Raw genomic sequence first — 12889 nt, forward strand, 5'->3', positions numbered from 1 at the left:
CCGGGCCGCGCCCCTCGACGCCGCCGCCGGGGAAGTCGCCGGAGTGCAGCCGCAGCGTCCCGTCGGTGCGGGGCGCGGGGGCGGCGAGGGTGGTGTCGGTCAGGGCGAACGGCATCACGAAGCCGTCGTTGTAGTCGGTGTGTTCACCGATCAGGTTGACCCGGCCCGGCGCCGACCAGACGCCCTCCGGTTCGGCCCCGTACAGCTCGACGAAGCCCTCGCGGACCTGCTGTGCCCCCATTACCGCTCCCTTGAGATCTTCTGCGCGAACTCCCAGGCGTCCGCGACGATACCCGCGAGGTCCGCGCGGGACGGGTTCCAGCCGAGGCGCTCGTGGGCGGCCCGGGCGGACGCGACGAGGACGGCGGGGTCGCCGCCCCGGCGCGGGGCCACGGCCTCGGGGATCGGGTGGCCGGTCACCGCGCGGACGGTCTCGATGACCTGGCGGACCGAGAAGCCCTCGCCGTTGCCGAGGTTGCAGATGAGGTGCTCGCCGGGCCGCGCGGCGTCCAGGGCCAGCAGGTGGGCCTCCGCCAGGTCCGCGACGTGGATGTAGTCGCGGACGCAGGTGCCGTCCGGGGTCGGGTAGTCGTCACCGTAGATCGAGATGGCGTCGCGGCGGCCCTGGGCGACCTGGAGGACGAGGGGGATGAGGTGCGACTCGGGGTCGTGCCGTTCGCCCTGGGTGCCGTAGGCGCCGGCCACGTTGAAGTAGCGCAGCGACACCGCGCCCAGGCCATGGGCGGCGGCCTCGCCGGTGATCATGTGGTCGACGGCGAGCTTGGAGGCGCCGTAGGGGTTGGTGGGCCGGGTGGGGGCGGTCTCGACGATCGGGACCTGCTCGGGCTCGCCGTAGGTGGCGGCGGTGGAGGAGAAGACCAGCTTGCGGACGCCCGCCTCGCGCATCGCGCCGAGCAGCGCCATGGTGCCGCCGACGTTGTTGTCCCAGTACTTCTCGGGCTTCCTGACCGACTCGCCGACCTGGGAGAAGGCGGCGAAGTGCAGGACTCCGTCGTAGGAGGCGTCGAGCCACTTGGCGGCGTCGCGGATGTCGCCCTCCACGAAGGCGGCGCCCGCGGGCACACCCTCGCGGAAGCCGGTCGAGAGGTTGTCGAGGACCGTCACCTCGTGGCCGGCCTCCAGGAGGTGCTGGGCGACCACGCCGCCGACGTAGCCCGCACCGCCGGTCACCAGATACTTGCCGCTCATGAACTCGCTACCTCTCGCAGTCGCTCTGCCGCGCGCTCCGGCGGCACGTCGTTGATGAACACGCTCATGCCGGACTCGGAACCCGCGAGAAACTTCAGCTTGCCGGAAGTGCGGCGGATGGTGAAAAGCTCGAGGTGGAGCGCGAAGTCGTCACGGCCGACACCGTCGAACTCCTCCAACGTGCCGAAGGGGGCCTGGTGCCAGGCCGCGATGTAGGGCGTCGGAGGCTCACCCTCGCCGAAGATCCGGTCGAAGCGCCTCAAGAGTTCCAGATAGACCTTGGGGAATTCTGAGCGTGCCGCCTCGTCGAGCGCGAGCAGGTCGGGGACGCGGCGCTTCGGGTACAGGTGGACCTCATAGGGCCAGTGGGCGGCGTACGGCACGAAGGCCGCCCAGTGTTCACCCTCAAGGACTACCCGGTCACCGGCTAGTTCCTGTTCGAGGACGGCGTCGAAGAGGTTCTCCCCGCCGGTGGCCTCCTTGTGGGCCGCCAGTGAGCACAGCATCAGTGCGGTGCGGGGCGTGGTGAAGGGGTACCCGTAGATCTGGCCGTGCGGGTGACCGAGCGTCACGCCGATCTCCTTGCCACGGTTCTCGAAGCAGAACACCTGCTCGACGGAGGGGAGATGCGAAAGCTCCGAAGTCCGGTCGGTCCACGCGTCGAGGACGAGGCGCGCCTGCTCCTCGGTGAGGTCGGCGAAGGACGCGTTGTGGTCGGAGGTGAAGCAGACGACCTCGCAGCGGCCCGAGTCGCCGGCCAGCGACGGGAAGCGGTTCTCGAAGACGACGACGTCGTACGACGAGTCCGGGATCTCGCTGAGGCGGTCGCCCTGGGAGGGGCACAGCGGGCATTCGTCGGCCGGCGGGTGGTAGGTGCGGCCCTGCCGGTGCGAGGCGATCGCGACCGAGTCGCCGAGCAGCGCGTCGCGGCGGATCTCGGAGGTGGTCACGGTGCGGTCGAGCGGACGCCGGTCGACCGCGTCGCGCACGGCGTCGTCCCGCAGGTCGTAGTAGATCAACTCACGACCGTCTGCCAGTCGAGTCGAGGTCTTCTTCACTGCGGACTCCCTATTCGAGCCACTGCTCAACCTTCAAACAGAAACGAACACACCAAAACACAACTCACCACGACAGTCAACATCGCAATCAACCGAGGTGGCTGAGAGGCCGTGTTCAATGACGGAGTGCAAACCCCTACATATGCCCCCAAGCATGCCCTCGCACAGGCCCACGTAGATCTGTCGGCCGGCCTGCGGCTCCCCACGAACGGGCTGGACTACGCGATCCTCGCGATCTACTTCGTCGTCGTCCTGGGCATCGGCTTCGCGGCCCGCCGCTCGGTGAAGACGAGCCTCGACTTCTTCCTGTCCGGGCGCTCCCTGCCCGCCTGGATCACCGGTCTCGCGTTCGTCTCGGCCAACCTGGCCGCCACCGAGATCCTGGGCATGGCGGCCAACAGCGCGCAGTACGGCGCCTACACCGTCCACTGGTACTGGATCGGCGCCATCCCCGCCATGGTCTTCCTCGGCCTGGTGATGATGCCCTTCTACTACGGCAGCAAGGTCCGCTCGGTCCCCGAGTTCCTCCTGCTCCGCTTCGACAGATGGGCTCACCTGCTGAGTTCGGTCCTGTTCGCCTTCGCTGCGGTTCTGATCGCCGGTGTGAACCTGTACGCCCTCGCGATCGTGGTCGAGGCGCTGCTGGGCTGGCCGCAGTGGGTGGCCATCGTGGTGGCGGGCTTCTTCGTGCTCGCCTACATCACCCTCGGCGGACTGTCCTCGGCGATCTACAACGAGGTTCTCCAGTTCTTCGTGATCCTGGCGGCCCTGATCCCGATCACCGTGCTCGGCCTGAAGAAGGTCGGCGGCTGGAGCGGACTGACCGACAAGCTCACCGTCCTGCACGGCCCCGACTTCGTCACCGCGTGGGGCGGCACGGGCATCGGCAGTGCGAACCCGCTGGGCGCGAACTGGCTGACCATCGTCCTCGGCCTGGGCTTCGTGCTGTCCTTCGGCTACTGGACGACCAACTTCGCCGAGGTGCAGCGTGCCCTGTCCGCGAAGAACCTCTCCGCCGCCCAGCGCACGCCGCTGATCGCCGCCTACCCGAAGATCTTCATCGTCTTCCTGGTGATGATCCCGGGCCTGGTCACCGCCGCCCTGGTGCCGAAGATCGGCTCCAGCGGCTCGGGCCTGCAGTACAACGACGCCATCCCCTACCTGATGCAGGAACTGCTGCCCAACGGCGTGCTCGGCATCGCGGTGACCGGTCTGCTGGCCGCGTTCATGGCCGGCATGGCGGCCAACATCTCGTCCTTCAACACGGTGTTCACCAACGACATCTGGTCGAAGTACGTGGTACGGCATCGCGAGGACGAGTACTACGTCCGCTTCGGCCGCCTGATCACCGCGATCGGCGTGATGGCCTCCATCGGCACGGCGTTCCTGGCGTCCTCGTTCTCGAACATCATGGCCTACCTGCAGACGCTGTTCTCCTTCTTCAACGTGCCGATGTTCGTCGTCTTCATCGTCGGCATGTTCTGGAAGCGGGCGTCCGCGAAGGCCGGCTTCTGGGGCCTGCTCGCGGGCACGGTCACGGCGATGGTCAACTACTTCGTGATCTACAAGGAGGGCATCATCGGCATCCCCTCCGACCAGGGCGCCAACTTCGTCTCCGCCATCGCGGGCTTCGCCGCCGGCGCGGTGGTCATGTTCATCGTGTCCCTGTTCACCGCACCGAAGCCGGCCGAGGACCTGGAGGGCCTGGTCTACGGCACCCGCTCCCCCGGGATGGCCGAGCCGGCCGCCGCGGGCGACGACGCCTGGTACCGCAGGCCCGTCCTGCTGGGCTGGGGCGCGGTGATCCTGGCCGCCGCCTGCTACATCCCGTTCTCGTTCTGACCGCGGGAGGATGGAGAAACCATGTCCGACCACCACGAGTACCCCGGGCACCCCGGATACTCCGAGAGGGACGTCCAGCTTGAAGTCACCGAGCTGGAGCACCAGTCCACGACCGCCGCCCGCATCTTCGACCTGCGCCGCATCATCGGCGGCCTGTTCGTCGTCTACGGCATCATCGTCACGATCGCCGGGATCACCGCCTCCGACGCCGAGATCGCCAAGGCCCAGGGCGTCAACATCAACCTGTGGACCGGCATCGGCATGCTGCTGCTCGGCCTGTTCTTCCTGGCCTGGCTGAAGCTGCGTCCCACGCCCCCGCCGCTCCCGGACACCGAGCCCGACGACAAGCCGGCCGGGTGACGCCGGGGGCCGGAATCCCCGGGACTCCAGCCCCGGCCGACCTGGCCGAACCGCGCCGCTACGGCCCGTCCGGGGGCGGAGCGGTCGGGTTCGTCAGCGGTCCCGCCCTGTCCAGCAGTCCCGTGCGGGCCGCCAGTGCCGCCGCCTCCAGTCGCGAGCCGACCCCCAGTTTCATCAGCACCCGCTGCACATGCGTCCGGGCGGTGCTCGGGGCGATGCCCATGCCGGCCGCGATCAGGCGGGTGTCCTCACCGTCGGCGACCCTGACCAGGACCTCGACCTCCCGCGGGGTGAGCATCTGCAGGAGGCGCTGGCCCTCGTCGTCGGGCTGGGCGGCGGGGTTGAGGAGCTCGCTGAAGGCACCCTGCAGCAGTTGCGGGGCGACGGCCGCCTCACCCGCCCTGGCCTTCATGATCGCCCGCTCGACCCCTTCTATGCGCTCGTCGTGACGCACGTACCCCGACGCGCCGGCCGCGAAGGCGGCCGCGATCCCGCGCGGGGACGGCACCGGCCCCAGAACCAGCACCGCCACCTGCGGACGCTCCCGCTTGATCCGCACCACCGGGTCGAAGACGCCCGGCTCGGCCGGTGCCGCCGTGCCCAGCAGGCACACCTCGGGCGCGCGTGTGATCACCAGCTCCGCCGCCCCCACGGTCGGGGCGGCCGCCGCGAGCACCCGGTGCCCGCGCAGTTTCAGTGCCGAGGCCAGCGCCTCCGCGAGCAGCCGGTGGTCGTCGACCACCATGAGCCGCACTCCCATAGAGCAACCCCCCAGTCCCCCCCAATGGATGCCCCACTATGGATGCCCACTGGTGCACATGGACAGAGGGCCCCCCGGCACCTCCGCCTTCATGACCCCGGAAGCTACACGCTTGTTCGACGTCGCGCTGCCCCTACTGGTGAGAAGTGCCCCGGATCGACGGAATTTCTGGCATTCGAGGGTGATGAGCGGTACGCGAACGGCCCCGCCCCTGAGCAGGGACGGGGCCGTCGGCCGCCAGGGGGCGCGCGATCAGCTGCCGGCGCCGAACGCGACCGCCAGATACTCCTTGCCGTACGTGGCGCTCGACTTGTGGGCGAAGATCGCCGACATGTAGAGGTGCCCCTGTGCGTAGAGGATCTCCGCGTAGTCCGGCAGCATGCTGGTCTCCGCGTTCCGGACCGACTCGGTGGCCGGGTTCTCCAGGAGCTTGGTCTCCTTGAACGAGCCGCCGTCGATGCTGACGATCTGGCCGCCCTTGTCGTAGGGCGGACGCTTGTACGCGATCAGGTTCCCGCCGTCCATGCGCAGCGGCGAGAGCATGTAGCCGTCGCCGGCGTCGGCGCGCTGGCCGGTCTGCTTGCCGGTGCCCAGGTCGAACGCGACGATCTCGTTCGTCTTGCTGTAGTCGCCCTTCCCGTCGTGTTCCTCGGTCGGCACGTACAGCTTGTCGTTGCCGACCACGATCTGCTTGCAGTACTCGATACGGGTGATGCCGTCGCAGCGGCCGCCGTAGGAGTCACCGGGCGCCGAGATCCTGGTGCGCAGCCTGCCGGTCTTGTCGTCGATGGAGAAGTAGTCCGAGATGCCGCTGCCGTCGCCCGCGCTGTCGCCGACGTCGGCGGCCACCACCAGCGGGTTCGTCGACACGATGCTGGCGTACTCGATGCCCGGGGCCATCTTGTACTCGGAGATCACCTTCCCGGACTTCGGGTCGATGGTCTGGATGTGCAGCTGCCGGTTGTCGTAGTCACCGCACTTGCGCACCGCGACCAGCTTGTCGCCGCCCCCGTAGCCGGCGTCGTAGCAGTTGTCGGTCGGCTTCGGCTGCCACAGCACCTTGCCGGAGTCGATGTCGAAGGCGGCGCCGCCATTGGTGCTGCCGACCGCGACGGTCCGCTGAGCAACCGTCACATTTTCGAAGTTGATCGGGTAGTCACCGGCGTTGACCGACTTCGTCCACAGCTTCTTGCCCGCGTCGAGGTCGATCGCCGCGACCTGGCTGCAGCCCGCGGAGGAACTCTTCGCGGGCATCTTCGGCTGGAAGATGACCGCCGTCCTGTTGTCGGAGGTGACGTGGTTGGTGACGGCGCACACCGGGCCGGGCAGCTTGATCGTCCACAGCGTGCTGCCCTTGTCGGGGTCGTAACCGGTGATCTGGGCGATGCCGCTCTTGGCGTACACCTTGTCGGTGAGCCAGGAGCCGGAGGTGACGACCGTGTCGTTCGCCTTGGGCAGCGGGACCTTGAAGAGCAGCTCGGAAGCGGTGTCGGCGGGCACCTTCTCCTTGCCGCCCGAGGACGTGCCCCCGCTGCCACCCTTGTCGTCCTTGCCTCCGCTGGAGCTCGCGGTGTCGTGCTTCTTCCCGTCGTCGCCGGACGACTTGGCGTACCAGATTCCGCCGCCGACGATCAGGGCGATCACGACGAGGGCCGAGACGATGATGACGAGCGAGGCGTTGGGCTTGCGCCCGCCGCCGGGCTGCCCGGGCTGCGGCTGCATCGGCATGGTGGGCTGGCCCGGGTAGCCGTAGCCCGGCTGCTGCCCGTACGCGGTCGGCTGGGTGTACGGGTTCGGCTGCTGGCCGGGGTAGCCGTAGCCCTGGGGCGGCTGGGGGGCCTGGGGTGCCTGGGGATAGCCGTAGCCGGGCGGCGGCGGGGGCGGCTGCGGGGCCTGCTGCGGATAGCCGTAGCCCGGCTCCGGCGCCTTCTGGAAGCCCGGCGGGGTCTGCGGTGCGCCGGGCGGCGGAGTCGGCGGTGCCGCGGGCGGCTGGGGAGCACCGAACCCGCCCGGGGCCGGCGGCTGCTGTCCGGGCTGCTGCGGCGGCTGGTCCTGGGGCGGACCGAAACCGCCCTGCTGCGGGGGCTGGTTGGGCGGCGGCGGGGGCGGCTGGGTCATGGCAGGTGTACCTCGCAAGGACGGGGACGGCGGAGAAGCAGGGTGCGGAGCGGGCTCACTTGCCGAAGGCCAGCATCAGCTTCTCCTTCGAGTCGTCGTTGCCGTTGAGCCGGGTGGACGCGATGTAGAAGCGTCCGTCGGCCCAGTCGACGGCACCGTCGTAGAAACCGTCCTCGATCTCCGCCGTGCCCTGCGGGTTCTGCAGCAGCTTCGCCGGCTTGTGGCTCGACCCGGTGGTCGGGATCGCCACGACCTGGCCGCCCGCGTCGTACGACGGATGGACGTACGCGACGAGCTTTCCGGCCTCCACCTCGATGGGCGTCATCGACTCGTCCGCGGGGGACTTCACGCGCCACTTCTCCTTGCCGTTCGCAAGGCTGATCGCGACGATCTCGTTGGCGCCGCTCTTGGCATCGGTGGGCAGGTAGAGGGTGCTCGCGTCGGCGGCGACGCCCTGGCAGCCCTGGAGGTCGCGGTCGAGGATGGCCCAGCCGCACTGGGGGGCGAAGTGCTCGTCGACGCCGACCTCCGAGCGGAACTTGCCGTCGGCGGTGAAGGTGGAGATGTTCCAGGCCTTCTTGTCCTCGTTGGTCAGGTAGACCACGAGCGGGTCGACGGAGTAGGTGCGCTCGACCGCCCAGCCCTTCTTGACCGGCTGGGTCCACTTCACCTTGCCGGTGGCCGGGTCGAGTTCCTGGATCTCGTCGTGCTCGTTGCTGCCGGTGGCGTCGCAGGAGGCCACGGAGATCAGCCGGTTCGTCCCGCCCGCGAAGGCGGTCGGGAAGCAGTCGGTGCCGTACTTCTTCTTGTCGTACAGCTTCTTGCCGCTGTCAAGGTCGTACGCCGTGCCCGACTGCGAGCGGCCCACCATCACCGTCTTGCCGGCGATGGCCAGTTCGATCGTGATCGTGCTGTCGAACAGGGCGCCGTCGGCGACCGTGCCGGTCCAGCCCTTCTTGCCCGTGTCGAGGTCGATCTGCTGGAGCTGGTTGCACTTGGCGCGGTCGCTGGTGCCGCTCATGTACGCCACGACGACCTTGTTGTCGGCCGACTTCACCGGCGTGACCGCACAGATCTTCTGCGGGAAGGTGATCGGGGCCCAGGCGGGGTCGCCGTTGCCGACGCGGTAGCCGAAGACCTGCTTGTACGCCGCCTTCACCGCCGTCTTCCCGGTGATCCACATGCCGGGCGCGTCGGCGCCGGATCCGGGCGTGTCCGGAGCCGTCTTGTACCAGAGCACCTTGGCCTCGCCGGGCCGGCGGCCGTCGTTGAGGTTCTCCGGGTCGGAGCCGCCGTCGCCGCTGCCGTCACCCGGGTTGACCGGGTCGGCGGAGTGCCTGGACTTGGAGTCGTCGCTCTGCTGCGCGACCGGCTTCTTCTTGCCGCCGCCGTCGCCGTCGACGGCCACGTAGACGCCCACCCCGACGACCAGCAGCGCCGCCACCGCGGCCGCGGCGATCATCGCGGGCTTCCCCTTGAAGGGGTTCTTGGAGCCGCCGGGCGGCGGGCTGCCGGGCGCGCCCGGGTACTGCGGCTGCTGCGGATAGCCGTAGCCGGGCTGCTGTCCGTACGGCCCCGGCTGCTGCGGCTGCCCGTACGGGCCCGGGGTGCCGTAGGGGCCGGGCTGCTGGGGCTGCCCGTAGGGGCCCGGCTGCTGCGGATAGCCGTAGCCAGGCTGCGGCTGCTGGGGCGGCTGGGCCGGTGGCGGAGGGGGCGTGCCCTGCGGAGCGGGCTGGGGGGCGCCGAAACCTCCCTGCGCGGGCGGTGTCTGCGGCACCCCGAAGCCGCCGCCCTGCGGCGGCTGGTCCTGTGGCGCTCCGAAACCACCCTGCTGTGGCGGCTGGTTGGGCGGCTGGGACATCAGCGTTCTTCCCCCTCGTTCACTGATTTTTAGCCACGCCCTGAGGTTCGTGATGGACCCAAGGTCGTACTCAGAAAGTTCTCAGACGGCCCTTTCTATCACTCGGGACAGACAGCACACGGGGCCGTGCCCGCCCCTGTTCCCAAGGGAGGACCGGCCCGTGATGCCGTTGTTATGCGCCTTCACGCCCCCTTCACGCGGCGGGCGCGCCCCCTGCGCGTGGGTCAGGCATCCTCCGCCAGTTCCAGCCAGCGCAGCTCCAGTTCCTCGCGCTCGCCGGCCAAGTCCCGCAGCTGTGCGTCGAGTTCCGCGACCTTCCCGAAGTCCGTGGCGTTCTCGGCGATTTGGGCGTGCAGCTTGTTCTCCTTCTCGGAGATCCTGTCCAGCTGGCGCTCGATCTTCTGCAGTTCCTTCTTGGCGGCGCGCTGGTCGGCGGCGCTCTTCTCCGCGACGGCGGGCCTGGGTGCCGCGGCGGCGGCCGTGGCGGCGACCGCCTCCTCCATGCGCTGCCGCCGCTCCAGGTACTCGTCGATGCCGCGCGGCAGCATCCGCAGGGTGGCGTCGCCCAGGAGGGCGAACACGCGGTCGGTGGTGCGTTCGACGAAGAAACGGTCGTGGGAGATGACGATCATCGAGCCGGGCCAGCCGTCGAGGACGTCCTCGAGCTGGGTGAGGGTCTCGATGTCGAGGTCGTTGGTGGGCTCGTCGAGGAAGAGGACGTTGGGCTCGTCCATCAGCAGCCGCAGCAGCTGCAGCCGCCGCCGCTCACCACCGGAGAGGTCCCCCACCGGCGTCCACTGCTTCTCCTTGTTGAAGCCGAAGGTCTCGCACAGCTGCCCCGCCGTCATCTCGCGGCCCTTGCCGAGGTCGACGCGTTCGCGCACCCGCTGCACCGCCTCCAGGACCCGCCAGTCCGGGTCCAGCTCGGCGACCTCCTGGGAGAGGTAGGCGAGCTTGACGGTCTTGCCGACGGTGACCCGGCCGCCGGCGGGCTGGGTCTCCCCCTGCGTCCGGGCCGCGTCGGCCATGGCGCGCAGCAGGGAGGTCTTTCCGGCGCCGTTGACGCCGACCAGGCCGATGCGGTCGCCCGGACCGAGGTGCCAGGTGACGTGCTTGAGCAGCACCTTGGGACCGGCCTGGACGCTCACGTCCTCCAGGTCGAACACGGTCTTGCCGAGCCGCGAGGAGGCGAACTTCATCAGCTCGCTGGTGTCGCGCGGCGGCGGCACGTCCTGGATCAGCTCGTTGGCGGCCTCGACACGGAAGCGCGGCTTGGAGGTGCGGGCGGGCGCGCCGCGCCGCAGCCAGGCCAGCTCCTTCCTGACGAGGTTCTGCCGCTTGGTCTCCTCGGTGGCGGCGATGCGCTCGCGCTCGGCACGGGCGAAGACGTAGTCGGAGTAGCCGCCCTCGTACTCGTACACGTCACCGCGCTGGACGTCCCACATACGGGTGCACACCTGGTCGAGGAACCACCGGTCGTGCGTCACGCACACGAGCGCGGAGCGGCGGTTCTGCAGGTGCCGGGCCAGCCAGGAGATGCCCTCGACGTCGAGGTGGTTGGTGGGCTCGTCGAGGACGATCAGGTCCTGCTCCTCGATGAGCAGCTTGGCGAGCGCGATCCGCCGCCGCTCACCGCCGGACAGCGGCCCGATGACGGTGTCCAGCCCCTTCGGGAAGCCGGGCAGGTCGAGCCCGCCGAACAGCCCGGTGAGCACGTCCCTGATCTTGCCGTTCCCGGCCCACTCGTGGTCGGCCATGTCACCGATGACCTCGTGGCGGACGGTGGCGGCCGGGTCGAGGGAGTCGTGCTGGGTGAGCACACCGAGGCGCAGCCCGCCGGAGTGCGTGACCCGGCCGGTGTCGGCCTCCTCCAGCTTGGCGAGCATCCGGATGAGGGTGGTTTTGCCGTCGCCGTTGCGCCCGACCACCCCGATGCGGTCCCCTTCGGACACGCCGAGCGAGACACCGTCCAGCAGGGCACGGGTGCCGTACACCTTGCTGACGTTCTCGACATTGACCAGGTTGACGGCCATTTCACTCCTGCGCAGGGGGGTCGGTCAGCCTTCTAGCCTAGGGCCTGCGGAGGCGGAGTCGGAGCGCGACGGGATGGTCACTCTTTGTGATGACATGATCGGGATGCGGCGGCTGCGGTGGAAGGGCGGGCTGCAAGGTCTTGCTCCACGGGAGGAACCATGGCTGTCGAGCCGATCTCCGAGGCCGCAGAGCCCGTCGCCGAGCCGACGCCGCGGTGGCCGGTGCCTCCGGCGGACGGTTGGAGTGTGGACGACCTGTTCACCCTGCCCGGCCTCCCGCCGCGCACCGAATTCATCGACGGGAGCCTGCTCTTCGTCGGCCCGCAGCGTCGTTTCCATGCCGGCGTGATCGACCTGTTGGTCACCGGCCCGCGTCAGGACCGAGCGAGTTCAGAGTCAGTCGGGACAGCTTTGAAGCCAAGGACGTGGTCCTGGCCATTGAGGCCGTGTCCCCCGAGTCGGAATCCCGCGACCGCGTCAAGGTCGACAAGCCCTACCCCATCGACATCGGCCTGACCGCCATCGACGCTCTCCGACCGTCAGACGACCGTCGCCCCCGCCACCGGCCCCGCCGCCGTCCGCACGGTCCTGCACGTGCCGGATGCCCGCAGCGCCGCCGACACCTTCTCCGCCGACTCCGCATCTCGCGAGAGAAAGGCGGTCGTCGGCCCCGACCCGGAGACCAGCGTGGCAAGCGCACCGGCCCCGCGCCCTGCCTTCAGCGTGTCGGCCAGCTCCGGGAAGAGGGACACCGCGGCGGGCTGGAGATCATTGGAGACGGCCGCCGCCAGCGCGTCCGGGTCGCCCTTCGCGAGCGCCTCCAGCAGCACCGCCGAAGCCACCGGCTCGGGAATGTCCCGCCCCTCCGCGAGCCGGTCGAACTCACGGAACACGGCCGGGGTCGAGAGCCCCCGCCCGGCCATCGCGAACACCCAGTGGAAGGTCCCGCCGACGTCGAGCACCGTCAGCCGCTCGCCGCGCCCGGTGCCGAGCGCGGCGCCGCCCACCAGGCTGAACGGCACGTCGCTGCCCAGTTCGGCGCAGATGGCGAGGAGTTCGGCGCGGGAGGCGCCGGTGCCCCAGAGCCTGTCGCACGCGAGCAGCGCGCCCGCCCCGTCCGCGCTACCGCCCGCCATGCCGCCGGCGACCGGGATGTCCTTGGCGATGTGGATGTGCACGGCCGGTTCGATGCCGCGTCGCCCGGCGAGCGCGATCGCGGCGCGTGCGGCGAGGTTCGTGCGGTCCAGGGGAACCTGGCCGGCGTCCGGCCCCTCGCAGGTGACGCGCAGCTCGTCGGCCGGGGTCACGGTGACCTCGTCGTACAGCCCGACGGCGAGGAAGACGTTGGCCAGGTCGTGGAAGCCGTCGGGCCGGGCGGCCCCGACGGCGAGCTGGACGTTGACCTTGGCCGGAACCCGTACCGTGACGCTCACTTGCCCGTCCCCTCGAAGGCGTCCTTGTGCTCCGCGATGCGCGCGAACTCCTCGACGGTCAGTGACTCCCCGCGCGCCTGCGGCGAGACGCCGGCGGCGACGAGGGCCGCCTCCGCGGCCGCCGCGGAGCCCGCCCAGCCGGCGAGCGCCGCGCGGGGGGGGGGGGGCGCCGCGGCGCGCGCCGCGCCGCGCCCGGCGCGGCGCGGAGACACGGT

Annotated in this window: 10 protein-coding genes and 2 pseudogenes; 3 read left to right on the top strand and 9 right to left on the bottom strand. The window is 70.1% G+C overall.

What is annotated here, in order from left to right:
* From ACFW2E_RS17965 to galT, 3 genes are all read right to left on the bottom strand, one after another.
* On the bottom strand, positions 1–241 hold a 241-nt coding region (locus ACFW2E_RS17965), incomplete at its 3' end, for a galactokinase family protein (RefSeq protein ID WP_384467443.1).
* The gene (galE, locus tag ACFW2E_RS17970; RefSeq protein WP_384467445.1) at positions 241–1209 is read right to left on the bottom strand and encodes a UDP-glucose 4-epimerase GalE; all 969 of its coding nucleotides are present in this window, start codon (positions 1207–1209) and stop codon (positions 241–243) included. The genes galE and ACFW2E_RS17965, both read right to left, overlap by 1 nt.
* Entirely contained in the window at positions 1206–2267 is a 1062-nt protein-coding gene (gene galT, locus ACFW2E_RS17975; RefSeq protein ID WP_384467447.1) for a galactose-1-phosphate uridylyltransferase, read from the bottom strand. The genes galE and galT overlap by 4 nt, the downstream gene beginning before the upstream one ends.
* Before the next feature lie 126 nt (positions 2268–2393).
* Between galT and ACFW2E_RS17980 the strand changes: the two genes are divergently transcribed.
* Positions 2394–4109, top strand: a complete 1716-nt coding sequence (locus ACFW2E_RS17980) for a sodium:solute symporter family protein (RefSeq protein WP_384467473.1) — start codon at positions 2394–2396, stop codon at positions 4107–4109.
* 21 nt (positions 4110–4130) lie between these two features.
* Positions 4131–4469 (top strand): hypothetical protein, encoded by a 339-nt coding sequence (locus ACFW2E_RS17985; RefSeq protein ID WP_384467449.1) that lies wholly within the window; start codon positions 4131–4133, stop codon positions 4467–4469.
* Positions 4470–4527: 58 nt separating this feature from the next.
* Here the strand turns inward: ACFW2E_RS17985 and ACFW2E_RS17990 are convergent, their stop codons facing one another.
* The 4 genes from ACFW2E_RS17990 to ACFW2E_RS18005 form a co-directional block, all read right to left on the bottom strand.
* On the bottom strand, positions 4528–5229 hold the full coding sequence (locus tag ACFW2E_RS17990) for a LuxR C-terminal-related transcriptional regulator (RefSeq protein WP_384467451.1): 702 nt from the start codon (positions 5227–5229) through the stop codon (positions 4528–4530).
* Between the two features lie 252 nt (positions 5230–5481).
* Positions 5482–7347, bottom strand: coding sequence for a PQQ-binding-like beta-propeller repeat protein (locus ACFW2E_RS17995; protein WP_384467453.1), 1866 nt, complete (start codon positions 7345–7347; stop codon positions 5482–5484).
* 55 nt (positions 7348–7402) lie between these two features.
* Positions 7403–9208 carry a PQQ-binding-like beta-propeller repeat protein gene (locus tag ACFW2E_RS18000; protein WP_384467455.1) on the bottom strand — a complete coding sequence of 602 codons (1806 nt, stop codon included), beginning with the start codon at positions 9206–9208 and terminating at the stop codon, positions 7403–7405.
* A 224-nt stretch (positions 9209–9432) separates the two neighbouring features.
* Positions 9433–11241: an ABC-F family ATP-binding cassette domain-containing protein gene (locus tag ACFW2E_RS18005; protein ID WP_384467457.1), complete on the bottom strand. Its 1809-nt coding sequence runs from the start codon at positions 11239–11241 to the stop codon at positions 9433–9435.
* A gap of 159 nt (positions 11242–11400) precedes the next feature.
* On the opposite strand from ACFW2E_RS18005, the pseudogene ACFW2E_RS18010 reads away from it, so the two are divergent.
* Positions 11401–11717 (top strand): annotated as a pseudogene (locus ACFW2E_RS18010) (Uma2 family endonuclease); the annotation flags it as partial.
* Between the two features lie 63 nt (positions 11718–11780).
* On the opposite strand, the gene ACFW2E_RS18015 reads toward ACFW2E_RS18010, so the two are convergent.
* Both ACFW2E_RS18015 and ACFW2E_RS18020 read right to left on the bottom strand, forming a co-directional pair.
* Positions 11781–12674: a 4-(cytidine 5'-diphospho)-2-C-methyl-D-erythritol kinase gene (locus ACFW2E_RS18015; protein ID WP_384467459.1), complete on the bottom strand. Its 894-nt coding sequence runs from the start codon at positions 12672–12674 to the stop codon at positions 11781–11783.
* Positions 12671–12889: pseudogene (locus ACFW2E_RS18020) on the bottom strand (hypothetical protein); the annotation flags it as partial. The gene ACFW2E_RS18015 and the pseudogene ACFW2E_RS18020, both read right to left, overlap by 4 nt.

The organism is Streptomyces sp. NPDC058964, from assembly GCF_042741275.1.
In the GTDB taxonomy this organism is placed as follows: Bacteria; Actinomycetota; Actinomycetes; order Streptomycetales; family Streptomycetaceae; genus Streptomyces.